Origin of the sequence: Gordonia sp. OPL2 (assembly GCF_003797825.1) — a bacterium.
GTDB lineage: Bacteria > Actinomycetota > Actinomycetes > Mycobacteriales > Mycobacteriaceae > Gordonia.
Genome location: NZ_RKME01000002.1, coordinates 14,832 through 33,201, shown reverse-complemented (window position 1 = coordinate 33,201; position 18,370 = coordinate 14,832). Strand labels below are relative to the sequence as shown.

Sequence of the window (18,370 nt, the reverse complement as noted above, 5' to 3'; positions counted from 1 at the left end):
GGCGGATCGCGGTGGCGGGCTCAGCGCTCCTCGAGCGTGGCGTGCACCCAGGCGAGCAGGCCGGGCATGGCGGCCTCTATCTGCTCGCGGGTGATCGCGAAGTCCTTCTCGGTGCCGTAGTACGGATCGTTCAGATCGAGGTCGTCGGGCCCGGCCGACGGATCGAAGCTGCGCAACAGACGCACACGATCACCGAGACGCTTGCGCTCGAGTTCCCTCACGTGCCCCGCGTCCATCGCCACCAGCAGGTCCGCATCGAAGTCCGCGGGTGAGAGTTGCGCGGCGACATGGCCATCGGAATAACCGTGCGCCAACAACTCGGTGCGCGCACGGTTGTCGGCCGGTTCGCCGGTGTGCCACCCGGTCGTGCCGACACTGGTGACGCGGACGCGTTCGGTGAGGCCCGCCTCGTCGAGCGCCCACCGGAAGATGTTCTGTGCCATGGGTGACCGGCAGATGTTGCCGGTGCACACGAAACACACGTGTAGTTGATCAGACACCAAGTACCTCGCGCAGATCTGCAATGGACCCGACAGACCACGCTGCCGAGCCGTCCTCCCCACTCAGAGCGTAACCCCAACCGACCAGGATCGCTGGTATCCCGAACAGGGCAGCACCCTCGATGTCGTGAGCGCGGTCACCGATCATCACGACCGGCACTTCGCTCACCTGTCCGTCGGCGCCGGTGGCGATCCCGAGTTGACGCAGTGCGTGCGCGATGACATCCGACTTCGCACGTCGCCGCCCGTCGTCGCTGGCTCCGGCGATGATCCGGAAATGCCCGGCCAGACCGAAGTGCTCGAGAATGGCGCGTGCGGTGTTCTCGTTCTTCGAGGTCGCGACCGCGAGTGTCCGCCCGGCCGCCGCGAGATCGGCCAGGACCGAGCCCATTCCGTCGAACACCGAGTTCTCCAGCCATCCGACGTCCGTGTAGCGCTCGCGATAGGCGCGCATGGCGGCATCGGCGGTCTCCGGATCCAGTCCCAGCCCGGTGAGGGTGTCGATCATCGGTGGTCCGGCGATGCCCGCGACCACCTCGGGTTCGGGTTCGGGCGCGCCCACCGCGGCGAGCGCGTGACGGAAACTGTTGGCGATCCCGGCGAAACTGTCGGTGATCGTGCCGTCGAGATCGACCAGCAGGATCGTGGAGGGATCCGCGGGATCGGGGTGGGTCGACGCGAGATCGGCTGTTCCAGGCATGTCGGTCACTGTTCCATCGTGCACGTAGGCTGGTGGTTTATGACATCGGGGCTGTTCGCACGGGCGCGGCACGGCGATGCCGACGCCGAACCGGGACTGGTCGACTTCGCCGTCAACGTGCGAAGCGGCCCACCGGACTTCGTTCGCGATGCCATCGTCGAGCGCGTCTGCGACCTCGCCGCCTACCCGTCGGCCGCGGACGAGGCACGCGCCGTCGAGGCGGTCGCCGAGGCGCACGGACGCGGGACCGACGAGGTCCTGCTGCTCGCCGGGGCGGCCGAGGGATTCGAACTGCTCCCACGACTGCGCCCGGCCCATGCCGCGTTGATCCAGCCGTCGTTCACCGAACCCGAACTCGCCCTGCGGGCAGCGGGCATCCCGATCACCGATGTCGTGCTCGCTGCGCCCTGGGAGCTCGAGCACGTGCAGGTCCCCGACGACGCCGACCTGGTGGTGTTGGGTAACCCGACCAACCCGACCTCGGTGCTGCATCGGTCGGCGACGATCGAGAGGCTGCGTCGGGCGGGGCGGACGATCGTCGTCGACGAGGCGTTCGCCGACATCACGCTCGACGCGATGACCGGACGGCACGAACCCGAGTCGATGGCGTCCTCGGCGGGGCCCGACACGATCGTGATCCGAAGTGTCACCAAGACATTCGGGCTGGCCGGGTTGCGGGCCGGTTATCTGCTGGCGGCCCCGGAGATCATCGCGCGGCTGACCGTCGGCCGTCGGCCGTGGCCGCTCGGCACGCTCGCCCTCGCCGCGATCACCGTATGTGTCGGGCCACGCGGGCAAAAGTACGCCCGGGCACAGGCGCACCAGATCGCCGAGGACCGCGCCGACATGGTGACGCAGTTGGCCGCCTCCGGCTTCGACATCTGCGCGCAGCCCCGTGCGTCGTATGTGCTCCTCGAGGTCCCCGGGGCCCGGCAGCTCAAACAGCGCCTACGTGAGCGGGGCTTCGCCGTTCGCAGCGCGGCCAACTTCGTCGGCCTCGACGATCGGCATCTGCGGCTCGCGGTGCGTGACCCGGTCACCACCGGGGCGCTCGTCGAGGCGATGGCACTGCTAGGAGAGGAGATCGGGCGATGAACGCGACCCGGGACATGGAGACAGGCGGGGGAGCGACCGGAGGGTCGGGGGTCGGTCGGACAACCGGGGCCGACGTGATCGCCGTGCTCGACCGCGAGTACCCGCGACGGCTCGCCGAGGCGTGGGATTCGGTCGGCCCGGTGTGTGGTGACCCCACGGAGCCCGTCGAGGCCGTCCTGGTGTGCGTCGACGTCACCGACGACGTCGTCGACGCGGCGATCGCCGTGGGTGCGCAGCTCGTGATCGCGCATCACCCGCTGCTCCTGCGCGGGGTCGACTCGGTCGCCGCGGACACGGTCAAGGGACGCATCGTGCATCGTCTGATCCGGGCCGGCGTGGGACTGTTCACCGCCCACACCAACGCCGACAGCGCCCGCGCCGGGGTCTCGGACGCGCTGGCCGATCTCCTCGACCTGGTCGACACGGTTCCGATCGATCCGAAACCACTGGCGCCCATGGACAAATGGGTGGTGATGGTGCCGGAGGGCAACGCCGAGCAGGTCACCGAGGCGATGTTCGCGGCAGGTGCCGGTGCAATCGGCGAGTATCGGGACTGTTCCTGGTCGGTCGTGGGCACCGGACAGTTCGAGGCGCAGGAGGCGGCGGACCCGACGATCGGCGTGATCGGTGAACGCACACGGGTGGACGAGGATCGCGTCGAGATGGTCGCGGCGCGCGGGTTGCGACGGTCGGTGCTCACCGCGCTGCGCGGCGCCCACCCGTACGAGGAACCCGCGTTCGACATCCTCGAATTGGCCGATGCGGCAAGTGATGTCGGACTCGGCCGGATCGGGCGACTGGACGAGCCGACCACGGTGGGCGAGTTCGCCGCGCGGGTGGAGGCGCGCCTGCACAGTCCATCCGGGGTCCGCGTCGCCGGGGACCCGGATCGCCCTGTCCGGACGGTCGCGGTCTGTGGCGGGGCGGGTGACTCGCTGCTGGACATCGTCGCCGCCGAGGGCGCCGATGTGTATGTGACCGGTGACCTCCGCCATCACCCGGTCGACGAGAGTCTGCGCCGCGGTGGGCCCGCGCTGATCGACGCCGGCCACTGGGCGACCGAGTTCCCCTGGTGCGGCCATGTCGCGCGGCTGCTCGCCGACGAACTCGGGGTGACCGTCGCCGTACATCGCACACCCACCGATCCCTTCGTCCTCGTCGAGGGTGAGCGATAGCGGTGGTCGGCCGCGGGCATCACGATGTGGGATGCCGGCGTGCGTGGGGTCACCGCGTACCGTGGGGAGACCCGATGCCGGTGGACCGGCTCGGGCGAGAACAGCACAGGGGAAGACGAGTGGTGATGACAGCACAGGTGCGCCGACAGCAGGAGTGGACGCGATGAAGGCGGATTCCGGGGCCCAGCGACTCCTCCTCGACCTCGCCGACGTGGATGCGGAGATCGCGCGGCTCGAGCATCGACGGACACATCTGGCCGAGGACGCCGAACTCGCCGCACTGAACGAGAAGGTCGACGCGGCGCGCGACGACATGGTGCGTGCGGAGATCTCCGCCGAGGACCTCACGCGCGAGTATCGGCGGATCGACAGCGAGGTCTCGGGCATGGCCTCCCGCGAGGCGAAGGACTCGGCATTGTTGACCGCCGGTGGTCTCGCGCCGAAGGCGCTGTCGGAACTCCAACACGAGCTGGCGGGACTCGGTCGGCGCCGGGCGAATCTCGAGGACGAGATGCTGAGCGTGATGGAGCAGCAGGAGGCGGTCACTGCCGAGCAGCAGCGGGCCGCCGCGACGGTCGAGCATCTCGACGCGGAGGTCGTCGCCACGCGGGAACGCCGGACGGTATCGCTCGCCGCGATCGAGGCCGACGCCGAGGCCGCCACGACGCGACGCGACACCGTCGCCGCCGAGATCCCAGCCGATCTCCTCGCCGTGTACGACAAACAGCGTTCCGCCGGCCGCATCGGCGCCGGGCTCCTCCGGGCCCGACGGTGCGGTGCCTGCCGGATGGAACTCGATCGCGGCACGATCGCCTCGATCGCCGCGAAACTGTCCGACGACGTCGTCCGGTGCGAGGAATGCGGTGCGATCCTGGTCCGAACGGCGGAGTCGGGGATTTGAGCGCGTCGGCCGCCACCGATGCCTCGGGTCGGCGAGCGCCGACCTGGCAGGGCAAGCGCAGCGAGCCGACCCGGCTGCTGCTGTTGCGCCACGGTCAGACCGCGTTGTCGGTCGATCGTCGGTACTCGGGACGGGGTAACCCCGAGTTGACGGAGGTGGGTCTCGCACAGGCGCGGTCGGCCGCCGCTCGACTCGGCGCCCGGACCGACATCGCGGCCGTCATCTCCTCGCCACTGCACCGGGCGCGGGCGACCGCCGGCGCGGTCGCCGATCGCCTCGGTCTCGACGTGGCCGTCGACGACGGCTTCATCGAGACCGACTTCGGTTCGTGGGAGGGACTGACGTTCACCGAGGCCGCGGCGCAGGATCCGGATCTGCACGCACGGTGGCTGTCCGACACCGGTGTCGCCACGCCCGGCGGTGAGAGTTTCGCGCAGGTGGCCGACCGCGTGATTGCTGCGAAGGACGTTCTGCTGCAACGGTATCCGGGGCAGACGGTGCTGATCGTCTCGCATGTCACGCCGATCAAACTGCTGCTCCGCGATGCTCTCGGGACCGGCCCGGAGCTGCTGTTCCGGCTGCATCTGGATCTCGCCTCCCTCTCGATCGCCGAGTTCTATCCCGACGGCGGATCGGTCGTGCGGCTCGTGAACGACACCGGCCACCTCGGCTGAGTCGACACCGGTGGGCGCTATCCTGTGTGGGCGAACGAGTCGGCCGGGCGGCCGCGGTGCGCGGAACGGCCCGGTCACGGGTACGCCGACATCGAGGAAAGTCCGGACTCCACAGAGCAGGGTGGTTGTCAACGGCAACCCGGGGTGACCCGCGGGACAGTGCCACAGAGAACAGACCGCCGCCGGCGTGCCGGCGGTAAGGGTGAAACGGTGCGGTAAGAGCGCACCAGCGACGCGGGTGACCGCGCCGGCTAGGTAAACCCCACCCGGAGCAAGGCCGAAGTCCGCACCGCGGAGTGATCCGACGGTGCGGATGCGCGGGTGTTCGAGGGCTGCTCGCCTGAGCCCGCGGGTGGGCCGCTCGAGGTACCCGGCGACGGTGTGCCCAGATGGATGGTCGCCCCCGTCCGCGCGACGCGAGTCGCGCGACGGGACAGGATCCGGCTTACACGCCGACTCGTTCGCCCCCACCGCACACCCTCGAGCGGAACCCGGCACCCGGGAGGCGCGGGCCACTACAGTCGGGGATGTGCAGCGGATACTGTCGGCCCCCGACATCGACTTCGACGCCGTCCGGACCGAACTCGGTGTCTCCGAGGACTACGGCACCGGTGCTCAGGACGAGGCCGACCATGCCGTCGACCGTCATGCCGCCGACCGCGAGGACCGCACCGACCTACCGTTCGTCACCATCGATCCGCCGTCGTCGAAGGATCTCGATCAGGCGGTCCACCTCACCGCCGACGACGACGGGTTCGTCGTCGACTACGCGATCGCGGATGTCGCCGCGCTGATTCCACCCGAGGGTGCGCTCGACCAGGAGAGCCGGCGTCGCGGCACCACCGTCTACTTCCCCGACTGCTCGGTCCCGCTGCACCCTCGGTCGTTGTCGGAGGGGGCGGGGTCGTTGCTACCCGATCAGACGCGGCCGTGCGTGCTGTGGACCATCCGTGTCGCCCGCGACGGTGCGGTACGCGAGGTGTCGGTGCGGCGCGCGATGATCCGTTCGGTCGCGAAACTCGACTACGCCGGCGTGGCCGCCGACGCGCTCGCCGGACGTCTCCACCCATCGATCGCCGCGCTGCCCGCGTTCGGCGAACTCCGTCACGAGGTGGCCCTGCGGCGCGGTGCGGTCGAGCTCGACCTGCCCGACCAGGAGGTGGTGCGTGAGGGCTCCGGCTGGACCCTGCGGCTGGCTCCGCACACCGCGGCCGACATGTGGAACTCGCAGCTGTCGCTGCTCACGGGCATGTGCGCCGGCACCATCATGGCCGACGCCGGAGTCGGGCTGCTCCGCACTCTGCCGCCGGCCGACGACGACGCCGTCGAGGCCCTGCGCGCATCCGCGGCAGCGCTCGGCGTCGACTGGCCGGTGGGTGCCACACCGGGCCAGTTCCTCGCGGGTCTGCCGAGGAACGAACCCACGACTCTCGCACTGATGTCCGGCGGCGCGGGGTTGATGCGCGGAGCCGACTACCTCGCACTGGGTGATCCCGTCGACCGTGACGAGCAGCCCGTGCTGCGGCCCGACCGTATGCGTCACGCAGCGATCGCCGGACTCTACGCGCACGTGACGGCGCCGCTGCGCCGACTCGGGGACCGCTTCGCCACCGAGGTCTGTCTGTCGGTCACCTCGGGACAGCCTGTGCCCGAGTGGGTCTCACGCGCCCTGCCCACCTTGCCGAAACTCCTCCGCTCGGCCGACTCATTGGCGGCGGCGGCCGACCGTGCAAGCATCGACCTTGCCGAGGCAGTGTTGCTGTCGCACCGGGTCGGCGAGCGGTTCGACGCCGTGGTGCTGCACGCGGCGACCGAGCGCCGCCCGGCGCAGGTTTTCGTCACCGATCTCGCAGTGATCGCTTCGTGCGAGGGCGACCCGGAGCAGGGGCGCCGACTCCCGGTGACCCTGACGGTGGCCGACCCGACGGCCCGCAAGGTCGCCTTCGCGCCCGTGATCTGAGAGTTGTTCCGCCGGTTCTGTGTTCGTCCGCCTGCTGCAACCGACGGACGAACACAGAGCCGCCGGAAGAACTGTTGGCGTGCGGGTGGGTCAGAGGTCCTTGGCGGCCTGGCGGTACGCGGCGAGCGCGCGCTCACCGTCTGCCTCCTGGCGTGCGTCGATCCTGCCGAGGACGAACATGTCCGGCCCGGAAAGCGTTCCTCCGGCAACCAGCTCCGCGAGCCGTGCACGGTTGATGTGGGTGTCGTTGACGTCCCCAAGAGCGGACTGGATGTTCTTGGCGACCCGTGCGACCTTCTTGTACCGCTTCTTGCCGAGCGGGGTGGCCGCATCGGTGCTGTACCGCAGTCGCTTCGCCTTCTTGCGGATCGTGTGCAGCTGTTCCTCCCACTCCGGGGAGCCCTCCGCGAACGATGCCAGCGCGTCTTGCGACTTCCGGATGCTCTTGCGACTCTTGGTGATCGCGCGGTCGACGGCGGTCCCGGCGTCGAGGTCCGCATCCGGGCCGGGCGGTGGCGAGGCGATCAGTTCGTCGATCGCGTCGAGCAGCGCGAAATATCGATCGGAGTTCATCGCCACATGCGCTGCCCTGATGGCTCGGTCGTGGACGGACGACTCGGCCTCGGTCAGTCGGGCGATCAGGTCGGGCGAGGCGTTCTCGGAGCGGAGCAGGGCCTCATCGATGGCCAACTGCACCTCGGAATCCCGCGCGTCGCCCAGAATCCGTGCGAGCAACTTCAATTCGTTGGAGAGGTGCCCGACCCGCGCGGCGTCGAGCACCCTCGGGAAGCCGGAGAACAGGCTGCGCAGTCGGCGACAGGCCACCCGCATCTGGTGGACCGCATCCTCGGCGTCGATCCGGACCAGCGGGTCGTAGGAGATGAGCGAGTTGCGATGGATGGCGATGTCGGTGATCACCAATTCGAGCGCGGTCGGCCGCTTGCCCAGGTGCGGCTCCACCACGGTCGGTGTCGATCCGATCGCCCGTGCCAGTTTGGACGCCGACGACGGCGCACGCCCGCCGGAGTTGCGCAGCAACTTGTCCGCCGCCTTGAGCAGTGACGGGTGCGCCGCCGTACCGATCAGCTCGAACTCCCACTCCGCCCACTCCTGGAAATGTCCTCCGGGGAGCATGGATTGGGCGGTGACGAGGTCCTCGGCGAACTCGGCGACGGGACGCCCGTCGGTGCCGAGCAGAGTGGTGACGGTTCTCGTCGTGGAGATCGCCGCGACCGGGATCAGTGCGCGTGTCCGGGTCAGCGCGATGACCGGGGTGATCAGCTCGGTCGGCACCACACCGTCATCCGGTGCGTCGTCGAATCCCAACCGTAGTTCGCGCCGTGCGCCGGCTGTTCCCGTGGGGCGCTTGAGGTGCCACCCGGCGTCCTTGCCTCCGGTCCGGCGGCGCATCGTGATCCGATTCCCGGCGAGGTCGAGGTTCTCGGTGTCGAAGTACGTGGCGTCGAGACCGAAGGTCTGCGGCTCGTCGGCGCCGACGACGCCCGGCAGGACCCGGAGATCGGGAGCCGTGTGGCCCGCGTCGACGTCGAACTTCAATTCCACCTCGACCTGTTCGGATGCCGCCACCGATGATCCTCCTCAGTACTGCCGAGGGCGCGGTCGTCCGCGTCCTGTGTGCGCTGTCGAGTCTAGTTTGCCCGGGTGTCAGCGCCCGGCGAACTCGTCGGTCGCGGCGATCAGGTGGTGCTTGATCCCGGGCTCGAACGACGCGTGCCCGGCGTCGGCGACGATGTGCAGGGCGGCGGCAGGCCACGCGCGGTGCAGATCCCACGCGCTGCGCGGCGGACACACCACGTCGTAGCGGCCCTGCACGATCACGCCGGGGATGTCGGCGATCCGATCGATGTTCGCCAGCAACTGGCCATCGTCGAGGAAGCCGCGGTTCATGAAGTAGTGGTTCTCGATGGCGGCGAAGGCGAGGTCGAAACGCGCATCGCCGGGTTCCTCGGAGTTCTTGGGGAGCAGATGGCTGGTGGCCTGCTCCCATCCCGTCCAGGCACTCGCGGCCGCCTGGGCGACCTCGGGGTCCGACGACGTCAACAGTCGGTGGTAGGCGGCCACGAGATCACCGCCGCGTTCTGCCTCGGGGATCGGCGCCAGGTAGGACTCCCACAGATCCGGGTACATGTTCGCGGCGCCACCGTTGTAGTACCAGTCGATCTCGCTGCGGCGCAGCAGGAAGATGCCACGCAGGACCAACTCGGTGACGCGCTCGGGGTGGGTCTGGGCATAGGCGAGCCCCAGGGTCGACCCCCACGATCCGCCGAACACCTGCCACCGTTCGACGCCGAGATGCTCGCGCAGCGCCTCGATGTCGGCGATCAGATGCGGTGTGGTGTTGCCCGACAGGTCGGCGCCGTCGGCGATGTGTGGACGCGATCGGCCACAGCCGCGCTGGTCGAAGAGCACGATCCGATAGCGCGTCGGGTCGAAGAATCGTCGCTGATCGGGGGAGGTGCCGCCGCCCGGGCCGCCGTGGACGAAGACCACCGGTTTGCCCGCGGCGTTCCCCGAGGTCTCCCAGTAGATCTGCTGGCCGTCACCGACGTCCAGGTGACCCTGGTCGTACGGCTCGATGGGCGGGTAGAAGTCGCGCATGGGCACAACCCTATGCGCGATCCCACCGGCGCGGGACCCACCCGTCAGTAACTGTGTTCGGGCCCGGGGAAGGTCCCGCGACGCACCTCGTCGGCGTACTGCTCTGCCGCGGTGCGCAATTCGGTGCCGACATCGGCGAATCGCTTGACGAACTTCGCCGTCTTGCCGTGGGTGAGTCCGGCCATGTCCTGCCAGACGAGCACCTGCGCATCGGTTTCGTGCCCGGCGCCGATGCCGACCGTCGGGATGGTGAGCTTGCGGGTGATCTGGCCGGCGAGGTCGGCCGGAACCATCTCCATGACCACGGCGAACGCACCCGCCTCCTGGACGGCGATCGCATCGGCGATCAACTGATCGCCCGCGTCGCCGCGGCCCTGGACGCGGTAGCCGCCGAGTCCGTTGACGCTCTGCGGGGTGAACCCGATGTGCGCCATCACCGGGATTCCGGCCGCGGAGAGCGCCGCGATCTGATCGGCCACCCGCTCGCCACCCTCGAGCTTGATCGCATGGGCGCCGGTCTCCTTGAAGACCTTGACGGCCGACTCGAGGGCCTGCTGCGGGCTCGCCTCGTAGGTGCCGAACGGGAGGTCGGCGACGACGAGGGCGTGGGGCGCCCCGCGCACGACAGCACGGATCAGCGGGATGAGTTCGTCGAGCGTGACCGGGATGGTGGAGTCGTATCCGAGGACCACATTGGCCGCGGAGTCGCCGACGAGCAGCACGGGGATCTCGGCGGCGTCGAAGATGCGTGCGGTCGAGTAGTCGTAGCAGGTGAGCATCGACCACTTCTCGCCCTCGGCCTTCATCTGGGCCAGATGCTGCACACGGGTCGCGCGGCGACGGGGGGTCTGCACAGCGGGATCACCCTGGACGGGGTCGGACGCGCCATACACCGAAGAATCGGACATCGTTGTCTCTTTTCTGCCTCGAGTCCTGCCTGGCAGGTACCCGGGTTGGGTTGGACAGTCACTATTGTGGCACTGGATCAGACCTCGTTGAGTGCCGTGACCTGTGGCTTTGCTCACATCTGCGCGGTCGGTGACCCTCGTCGGTGGCCTACGATCACCGCATGTCGACCGGTGTGCGGATGGCTCGACGACGCCGGATCATCGCGCTGATGATGGTGGCGCTCGGTGTGCTCGCGGGGTGCCGGGCGCCGGCCGCTGTGACGCCGGGAATCGCTTGGGAGCCATGCGAATCCGATGGTGATGTGGTCGCCGGTGACGCACCGTCGGCGGGCACGCGTGTGCTGTGTGGGCGCCTCGATGTCCCCCTTGATCCCGGGGATCCGGCCGCGGGCACGGTCTCCCTGGCCGTGGCGCGGCTGCCGGCACGCGGCGTGCGTGCCGGGACGGTCGTCATCGATCCGGGTGGACCGGGGAGTTCGGGTGTGGATCACCTGATCCGCGCCGGCCGGTCGCCGGCGGGGCTCCCGTTCGCCGGGTCCCACGACCTCGTGGCCGTCGATGCGCGCGGCGTCGGGGCGTCGCGACCGTCGTTGCGGTGTCGTACCGATGCCGAACGCGACGCGGCGCGCGCCGCGGACACCGGTGATCGCTCGGCGGCGGGGATCGCTCGGATCGAGCACGACCACGAGGAGCTCGCGCTGCGGTGTCGCGACCGGATCGGTGCGGCGTTCCTGTCGAGGGTCGGCACAGACTTCGCGGTCGACGATCTCGATCGCGTGCGGATCGCGCTGGGGGAGGGCCGGATCGGATTCGTCGGTCACTCGTACGGGACGCGGACGGGTATCGAGTACGCGCGCCGATTCCCGTCGCATGTGGACGGTGTCGTCCTCGACGGTGTGGTGGATCCCGATGGAGATCCCGTGGACGCCGCGTTGGCACAACTCGGCGGCTTCGGGCGGGCCTTCGATGCGTTCGCCGCCGATTGCGTCCGTCGCGCCGGCTGCCCGCTGGGATCGCGCGCCGACCAGGCGGTGCAGCGGTATCGGGAGATGCTCGCGCCGCTGCGTGTCTCGCCGGTGGCCGTGGGGGACCGGACTCTGTCGCAGGGCGACGCCGAGACCGCGACAGTCGCGGCGCTGTATCGACAATCGACCTGGGGTCGCCTGCGGGGCGCGCTCGCCGGGTTGGCCCGTGGCGAGGGATCGGATCTGCTGGCCCTCGCCGACTCCGCCGAGGGCCGGATGCCCGGCGGCGGCTACGACGCCACGTCCGACGCTTTCCTCGCCATCACGTGCGCCGATGACACGAGAGTCGCCGACCGTGCGCGATGGGACGACTACGACGCCCGGGCGCGCCGGGCCGCGCCGTTCCGCGACGACGGCCGGGGGACGGGCCGCGGGCCGAGGGGGATCTGCGACCACTGGACGCCGGCGGCTCGGCCACCGGGAGCGGCCCTGCCCGTGGGAGGGTGGCGTTCAGATGCGCCCGCGTTGGTGGTCGTGACGGCGGGTGACCCGGCCACGCCGTACGCGGCCGGGATCGAGTGGGCGCGGGAGAACGGCGCCGGCGTGGTGACGGTGCGGGGTCAGGACCACACCGCGGTGTTCCGCGGCGACCCCTGCGTGGACGACGTCGTCAGTCGTTATCTCACAGATCTCAGAGTCCCACCCGGACATCTCACATGCTGAGAATCACTTCGCAAAGCCGCAGGAAGAGGAGTTCGAATTGTGGATGTAACACGGATTTAACAGGCTACTTCTAGTCTCCGGGTCATGGATCGCCAAAAGGAATTCGTGCTGCGGACCCTCGAAGAGCGCGACATCCGATTCGTGAGGCTGTGGTTCACCGACGTTCTCGGCTACCTGAAGTCGGTGGCGATCGCCCCGGCCGAACTCGAGGGTGCGTTTGCCGAGGGTATCGGATTCGACGGTTCGGCCATCGAAGGGTTCTCCCGCGTCTCCGAGGCGGACACGGTCGCCAAACCCGATCCGTCGACTTTCCAGATCCTCCCGTGGACGACGTCGAGTGGACGTCATCACTCGGCCCGCATGTTCTGTGACATCGCGATGCCCGACGGCACGCCTAGCTGGGCGGATTCGCGTCACGTGCTGCGTCGCCAGCTCAACAAGGCCGCCGACCAGGGATTCAGCTGCTACGTCCATCCGGAGATCGAGTTCTTCCTGCTGAAGGACGCGCCGCTCGACGGCAGCGTCCCCACGCCCGCCGACACCGGCGGATACTTCGACCAGGCGGTCCATGACGCCGCGCCGAACTTCCGACGTCACGCGATCGAGGCGCTCGAGTCCATGGGCATCTCCGTGGAGTTCTCCCATCACGAGGGTGCGCCCGGGCAGCAGGAGATCGACCTGCGTTACGCCGATGCGCTGTCGATGGCCGACAACGTGATGACCTTCCGGTACGTCATCAAGGAGGTCGCGATCGACGAGGGCACGTGGGCGACCTTCATGCCCAAGCCCTTCAGCGAGCATCCGGGATCGGCCATGCACACCCACATGAGCCTGTTCGAGGGCGACACCAACGCCTTCCACAATCCCGATGACCCGATGCAACTGTCGGAGACGGGCAAGAAGTTCATCGCCGGGATCCTGCACCATGCCAGCGAGATCAGCGCGGTCACCAATCAGTGGGTGAACTCCTACAAGCGACTGATCCACGGTGGTGAGGCGCCGACGGCTGCGACGTGGGGTGGCGCCAACCGTTCCGCTCTGATCCGTCTTCCGCTCTACACGCCCAACAAGGCGTCGTCGCGCAGGATCGAGGTCCGCAGCCCGGATTCTGCGTGCAACCCGTATCTGACGTTCGCGGTACTGCTGGCCGCCGGTCTGAAGGGGATCAGCGAGGGTTACGAGCTCCCCGACGAGGCCGAGGACGACGTCTGGGCCCTGACCCCCGCCGAGCGTCGGGCCATGGGCTACCGCGAACTGCCGGGCAGCCTGGCCGATGCGCTCGTGGAGATGGAGAAGTCCGAGCTGGTCGCCGATGCGCTCGGTGAGCACGTGTTCGACTACTTCCTGCGGAACAAGTGGAGCGAGTGGGCCAACTACCGCAGCCTGGTCACCCCGTTCGAGCTGAAGAACTACCTGCCGCTCTGACGGCCCGCACCGACCGGTCGCACCTCGCGGTGCGCGCCGACACGATCCGTCCTGATCACGTGCCCTGACGGGACGGCGGTCCGACTCGCCCGCTACCTTTTTGGGTGTGACATCACTTCGCGGACGCGGCCGCGTACCCAGCGCCGGGCGGCTCGGATTGCTCGAGAACACCGCGCCGGGCCACCTCGGGGAACTGGGGTGGGACAACGACGCGTCGATCGACGTGCTGTGGGCGCTGTCGCGTGCTCCCGACGCAGACCTGGCGCTGCGCGCCCTGATCCGGGTGAAGGGTGCGGTCGGCGATTCGGCCTGGTCCGAGATCGACCGACTCATCCGCACCGATCGCGGGTTCCGCGGGCGGCTGTTCGCGGTGCTCGGCGGTTCCGACGCCCTCGGCGATCATCTCGTCGCCGAACCGGAGAGCTGGCGTCTGCTGACCGAATCGGCGCTTCCCTCGGTCGAGGAGATGAACGAGCGGATGCTCGCGGCCGTCGGGGCGACACCCGAGCCGGGTGAGGTGGAGAAGGGCAACAAGGTCTACCGTTCAGCGGTCAGCGGGCCCAAGGCGGTCGTCGCGCTGCGGATCGCCTATCGGGATCTGCTGCTGCAGTTGGCGGCCCACGATCTGGCGCCCACTGTCGAGGACGAGCCGGTCATCTATCTGCCCGAGGTCGGCGGATTCCTCGCCGACGCCGCCGACGCCGCGCTGACCGCGGCACTGGCCGTGGCGATCACCGAGGTGTGCGGGGACAAGCCGCTCCCGGTCCGGCTCGCCGTGATCGCGATGGGCAAATGCGGTGCGCGCGAACTGAACTACGTCAGTGACGTCGATGTCGTGTTCGTCAGCGAGCCGGCCGACGGTGTCGCCGCCCGGATCGCCGGCGAGCTGATGCGGGTGGGATCGCTGGCCTTCTTCGAGGTCGACGCCGCGCTGCGGCCCGAGGGCAAGGCCGGAGCGCTGACCCGCACCCTGGAATCGCATGTCGCCTACTACCGTCGCTGGGCCAAGACCTGGGAGTTCCAGGCGCTGCTCAAGGCGCGTCCGATGACCGGTGACATGGAGCTCGCCGACGATTACATCGCCGCATTGAACCCGATGGTGTGGACGGCCGCCGAGCGCGAGGACTTCGTCCCCGAGGTGCAGGCCATGCGCCGGCGCGTCGAGTCGATGGTCCCGGAGGAACTGCGTGACCGCAATCTCAAACTCGGCAGCGGCAGCCTCCGGGATGTCGAGTTCGCCGTCCAGTTGCTGCAGATGGTGCACGGTCGGGTGGACGAGGAGATCCGGGTCAAGGCGACCGTGGATGCACTCAGCGCGCTCACCGCGGGTGGATACGTCGGGCGCGATGACGGGGCCAATCTCAATGCCTCGTATCAGTTTCTGCGCGCCCTCGAGCATCGTCTCCAGCTCCAACGGCTCTCGCGGACACACCTGCTGCCAGCCTTCGACGACGTCGACAACATGCGCTGGTTGGCCCGTGCGGCCCACATCCGGCAGGAGGGCGATCTCGACTCGTCGGGCGTGTTGCGGGAAGAGCTCAAACGGCAGAAGGCGCGCATCCGCCGACTGCACGAGAAGCTCTTCTACCGGCCACTGCTGGAGGCGGCGACCAGGTTCAACACCGACGAGCTGACGCTCTCCGACAAGTCCGCCGAACGTCGACTCTCGGCCTTGGGCTACGCGAAACCCGAACGCGCGCTGAGCCACATCCGTGCGCTCGCGTCGTCGGCGGGGCGTCGTGGTCAGATCCAGCTGCTCATCCTGCCGTCGCTGCTCGAGTGGATCGGCAACACCCCGGATCCGGACGCCGGTCTGCTCAACTACCGGCGACTGTGCGACGTGATGGACGACGCCGAGTGGTTCATCCGCCTGCTCCGCGACGACGGCGTCGTCGCCGAACGGCTGATGCATGTGCTCGGGACGTCGGAGTACATCGCCAACCTGTTGATGCGTTCACCCGAGGTGATCCACCTCTATTCCGACGGCGCCAACGGGCCCAAACTGTGCGAGGTCGACTCCGACGATGTCGCCCGCGGACTCATCGCGTCGACCGTGCGGCAGAAGGACCTCAAACGTGCTGTGGCCGTGGCTCGCTCGCACCGGAGGTTCGAGCTCGCGCGGATCGCATCGGCCGACATCCTCGGGATGATGGACGTCCCGGCGGTCTGCGCGGCGCTCTCCAGTGTCTGGGCGGCGGTGCTCAATGCCGCACTGACCGTCGTCGTCACGGAGTCCGAGCGTGATCGCGGTGAGCCCGCTCCCGCACGCATCGCGGTCATCGGCATGGGCCGACTCGGGGGCGGCGAGCTCGGCTACGGATCCGACGCGGACGTCCTGTTCGTCTGTCGCCCCGAGCCCGGCAACGACGAGGCCGCTGCCGTTCGCTGGTCGCAGACCATCGCGGAGAAGGTGCGCTCGATGCTCGGCTCGCCGAGTGAGGACCCGCCGCTCGAGGTCGACACCGGGTTGCGGCCCGAGGGGCGCAACGGTCCGGTCGTGCGGACCCTGGCCGCGTACGCCGCCTACTACGAGCAGTGGGCGCAACCCTGGGAGATCCAGGCGCTGCTGCGCGCCCACCAGGTCGCCGGTGACGAGCAACTGGGAATCGACTTCCTGCACATGGCCGATCGCATCCGATACCCCGAGGGCGGGGTGTCGTCGGAGGCGGTCAAGGAGATCCGCCGGATCAAGGCGCGGGTCGACTCGGAACGGTTGCCGCGAGGTGCTGATCCAGCCACCCACACCAAACTGGGCCGAGGTGGGCTCGCCGACATCGAATGGACGGTCCAGCTGCTGCAGTTGCGCTATGCCCATCGCTATCCGTCGCTGCACAACACCTCCACCCTGCAGTCCCTGGACGCGATCGGCTCGGCCGAACTGCTCGCCGAGACCGATGTGGCGCTCCTCAAGGAGGCATGGCTCACGGCGACCAATGCCCGCAACGCGCTCGTGTTGGTGCGGGGGAAGCCGGTCGACCAGTTGCCCGCACCGGGTAGTCAACTGCGGGCGGTCGCCTACGCGGCAGGGTGGCCGGAGGATCAGGCGGCGGAGTTCCTGGAGAACTACCTGCGTGTGACCCGACGGGCGAAGACCGTGGTGCGCAAGGTGTTCGGGGCGTGATCGGACGCACCATCCGGTTCGTGCTGTTGCTCGTCGGATGGGTGCTGGCCGCCGCCGTCGCGCTGGCGGTGTGGCTGCACTACTACCCGTCGAGGGGAGAGGTGTCGCTTTATCTGACCAGTGCGGTGCCCTTCGCCGTGATCGCAGGCGTGCTCGCACTGGTCATCTTCGCGGCCACGCGCCGGTGGATCATGCTGACGGTCGGGATCGTGGTGGTCGCGGCGCTCTGCTACACCCAGCTCCCACTGTGGCGCGCGCAGACCGCGCCGGCCGGTGAGGAGATCGTCGTCGTCTCGGCGAACATGCTCTTCGGCGACGCCGACGCCGCCGCATTGGCTCAGCAGGTCGCGGCCGCGGATGCGGACATCCTCTCCGTCCAGGAGGTCACCCCGGCGGCTCTGGAACGTCTGCGCGCCACCACGATCGCACGCCAACTGCCGCATGTGTTCGCGGTGCCCGGTGATCAGGCCCTGGGCACCGCCCTGTTCAGCCGGACGCCACTGTCCGGTGAGGCCGAGGTCGACGACGAGACCGTGCTGCACAATCTGGAGGCGGTGACCGACCTGCCCGGCTCGCCGGGCACGCGGGTCCTGGCCGTGCATCCGGGTGCGCCGTTGCCCGGCCGGACGCACATCTGGCAGCGTGATCTGGAACTGCTGGGCGGGCACCTGCGCTCGCTGCCGCCGGGGCCCCTGATCGCGGCGGGTGACTTCAATGCCACGTGGGACCACATCCGCTACCGCGATCTGCTGCAGAACGGGATCGTCGACGCGACCGAGCAGGCCGGGGCCGGATTCCTGCCGACCTATCCGACGGATCGCCCCGGCGGCCGGCCTGTCATCGCGATCGACCACGTGATCAGCCGCGGCTTCGTCGCGACCTCCGTCCGCACGTTCGACATCTCCGGTTCCGATCATCGCGGCGTGGTGGTATCACTGGTGGCATCATGACGACCACCCCCGAAGCCTCCCGTCCCACGACTCGTCCGCAGCTGTCGGAGAACCTCCGCGCCGCCACGGCGGTGGCGCACGACCGCGCCGAGCGCGCGACCTTCGTCGACGACCTGATGTCGGGACGGCTCGACGCCTCCGGGTACCGGCGGATGGCGGAGCAACTGTACTTCGTCTACCGGGCGCTCGAGGAGGTCGGCGATCACCTCGCCGACGATCCGGTCGCCGGGCCGGTCGTCGACGAGCGACTACGCCGATTGCCGCGGCTGAGCGCCGATCTCGTCGCCCTCGGACTCGACCCGGACGCCTCGACACCGCTGCCCGGCGTGGCCGCCTACGTGGCGGCCATCGAGTCGACGCGCACCGACCCCGCACGCTTCGTGGCCCACCACTACACCCGATATCTCGGAGATCTCAGTGGAGGCCAGGTGATCCGCAGCCGGATGAAGCTGCACTACGGACTCACCGACGACACCCTGACCTTCTACGTGTTCGACGAGATCGACAAGCTCAAGCGGTACAAGGATTCCTACCGCGCCACACTGGACGGCCTACCCCTCGACGACGATCAGGCGCGTGCGCTCGTCGAGGAGGCGATCGCTGCCTTCGAGCACAACGAGCGACTCTTCGCCGAGCTCGCCGCCTGAGTCGCCG

15 protein-coding genes and 1 other RNA gene are annotated in these 18,370 nt (G+C 69.0%); 11 read left to right on the top strand and 5 right to left on the bottom strand.

Annotated features, from left to right (window positions below):
- Positions 1–20 precede the first annotated feature (20 nt).
- Together EEB19_RS03195 and EEB19_RS03190 are read right to left on the bottom strand one after the other, a co-directional pair.
- Positions 21–500, bottom strand: a complete 480-nt coding sequence (locus EEB19_RS03195; RefSeq protein WP_187583161.1) for a low molecular weight protein-tyrosine-phosphatase — start codon at positions 498–500, stop codon at positions 21–23.
- The gene (locus tag EEB19_RS03190; protein WP_187583160.1) at positions 493–1,200 is read right to left on the bottom strand and encodes an HAD hydrolase-like protein; all 708 of its coding nucleotides are present in this window, start codon (positions 1,198–1,200) and stop codon (positions 493–495) included. The genes EEB19_RS03195 and EEB19_RS03190 overlap by 8 nt, the downstream gene beginning before the upstream one ends.
- Positions 1,201–1,239: 39 nt before the next feature.
- Between EEB19_RS03190 and cobC the strand changes: the two genes are divergently transcribed.
- The 6 genes from cobC (at position 1,240) to EEB19_RS03160 (ending at position 7,005) form a co-directional block, all read left to right on the top strand.
- Positions 1,240–2,295: an Rv2231c family pyridoxal phosphate-dependent protein CobC gene (gene cobC, locus EEB19_RS03185; RefSeq protein WP_187583159.1), complete on the top strand. Its 1,056-nt coding sequence runs from the start codon at positions 1,240–1,242 to the stop codon at positions 2,293–2,295.
- A 14-nt stretch (positions 2,296–2,309) separates the two neighbouring features.
- Positions 2,310–3,470 (top strand): Nif3-like dinuclear metal center hexameric protein, encoded by a 1,161-nt coding sequence (locus EEB19_RS03180; protein ID WP_187583563.1) that lies wholly within the window; start codon positions 2,310–2,312, stop codon positions 3,468–3,470.
- 163 nt (positions 3,471–3,633) lie between these two features.
- On the top strand, positions 3,634–4,371 hold the full coding sequence (locus tag EEB19_RS03175; RefSeq protein WP_187583158.1) for a zinc ribbon domain-containing protein: 738 nt from the start codon (positions 3,634–3,636) through the stop codon (positions 4,369–4,371).
- Positions 4,368–5,045, top strand: coding sequence for a bifunctional RNase H/acid phosphatase (locus tag EEB19_RS03170; protein WP_262365405.1), 678 nt, complete (start codon positions 4,368–4,370; stop codon positions 5,043–5,045). Before EEB19_RS03175 ends, EEB19_RS03170 begins: the two co-directional genes overlap by 4 nt.
- 35 nt (positions 5,046–5,080) lie before the next feature.
- Positions 5,081–5,509: RNase P RNA component class A (gene rnpB / locus EEB19_RS03165), an RNA gene on the top strand.
- A 65-nt stretch (positions 5,510–5,574) separates the two neighbouring features.
- Positions 5,575–7,005, top strand: a complete 1,431-nt coding sequence (locus tag EEB19_RS03160; protein WP_187583154.1) for an RNB domain-containing ribonuclease — start codon at positions 5,575–5,577, stop codon at positions 7,003–7,005.
- 90 nt (positions 7,006–7,095) lie between these two features.
- On the opposite strand, the gene EEB19_RS03155 is transcribed toward EEB19_RS03160, so the two are convergent.
- The 3 genes from EEB19_RS03155 to panB all read right to left on the bottom strand — a co-directional run bounded on the left by EEB19_RS03155 (position 7,096) and on the right by panB (position 10,532).
- Positions 7,096–8,592 carry a CYTH and CHAD domain-containing protein gene (locus EEB19_RS03155; RefSeq protein ID WP_187583152.1) on the bottom strand — a complete coding sequence of 499 codons (1,497 nt, stop codon included), beginning with the start codon at positions 8,590–8,592 and terminating at the stop codon, positions 7,096–7,098.
- 78 nt (positions 8,593–8,670) lie between these two features.
- Positions 8,671–9,624: a prolyl aminopeptidase gene (pip, locus tag EEB19_RS03150; RefSeq protein ID WP_187583150.1), complete on the bottom strand. Its 954-nt coding sequence runs from the start codon at positions 9,622–9,624 to the stop codon at positions 8,671–8,673.
- Positions 9,625–9,668: 44 nt separating this feature from the next.
- Positions 9,669–10,532 carry a 3-methyl-2-oxobutanoate hydroxymethyltransferase gene (gene panB / locus EEB19_RS03145; RefSeq protein ID WP_187583148.1) on the bottom strand — a complete coding sequence of 288 codons (864 nt, stop codon included), beginning with the start codon at positions 10,530–10,532 and terminating at the stop codon, positions 9,669–9,671.
- 161 nt (positions 10,533–10,693) lie between these two features.
- Here panB and EEB19_RS03140 point away from each other — a divergent pair, with 161 nt between their 5' ends.
- The 5 genes from EEB19_RS03140 (at position 10,694) to EEB19_RS03120 (ending at position 18,363) form a co-directional block, all read left to right on the top strand.
- Positions 10,694–12,220, top strand: coding sequence for an alpha/beta fold hydrolase (locus EEB19_RS03140; protein ID WP_187583146.1), 1,527 nt, complete (start codon positions 10,694–10,696; stop codon positions 12,218–12,220).
- A gap of 84 nt (positions 12,221–12,304) precedes the next feature.
- A complete protein-coding gene (glnA, locus tag EEB19_RS03135) occupies positions 12,305–13,645 on the top strand; it encodes a type I glutamate--ammonia ligase (RefSeq protein WP_187583144.1) in 1,341 nt (446 codons plus the stop codon).
- Between the two features lie 106 nt (positions 13,646–13,751).
- Positions 13,752–16,766 carry a bifunctional [glutamine synthetase] adenylyltransferase/[glutamine synthetase]-adenylyl-L-tyrosine phosphorylase gene (locus EEB19_RS03130; RefSeq protein WP_187583143.1) on the top strand — a complete coding sequence of 1,005 codons (3,015 nt, stop codon included), beginning with the start codon at positions 13,752–13,754 and terminating at the stop codon, positions 16,764–16,766.
- Positions 16,766–17,716, top strand: coding sequence for an endonuclease/exonuclease/phosphatase family protein (locus EEB19_RS03125; protein WP_187583562.1), 951 nt, complete (start codon positions 16,766–16,768; stop codon positions 17,714–17,716). Before EEB19_RS03130 ends, EEB19_RS03125 begins: the two co-directional genes overlap by 1 nt.
- Positions 17,713–18,363 (top strand): heme oxygenase (biliverdin-producing), encoded by a 651-nt coding sequence (locus tag EEB19_RS03120; protein ID WP_187583141.1) that lies wholly within the window; start codon positions 17,713–17,715, stop codon positions 18,361–18,363. Before EEB19_RS03125 ends, EEB19_RS03120 begins: the two co-directional genes overlap by 4 nt.
- The last annotated feature ends 7 nt before the right edge of the window (positions 18,364–18,370 follow it).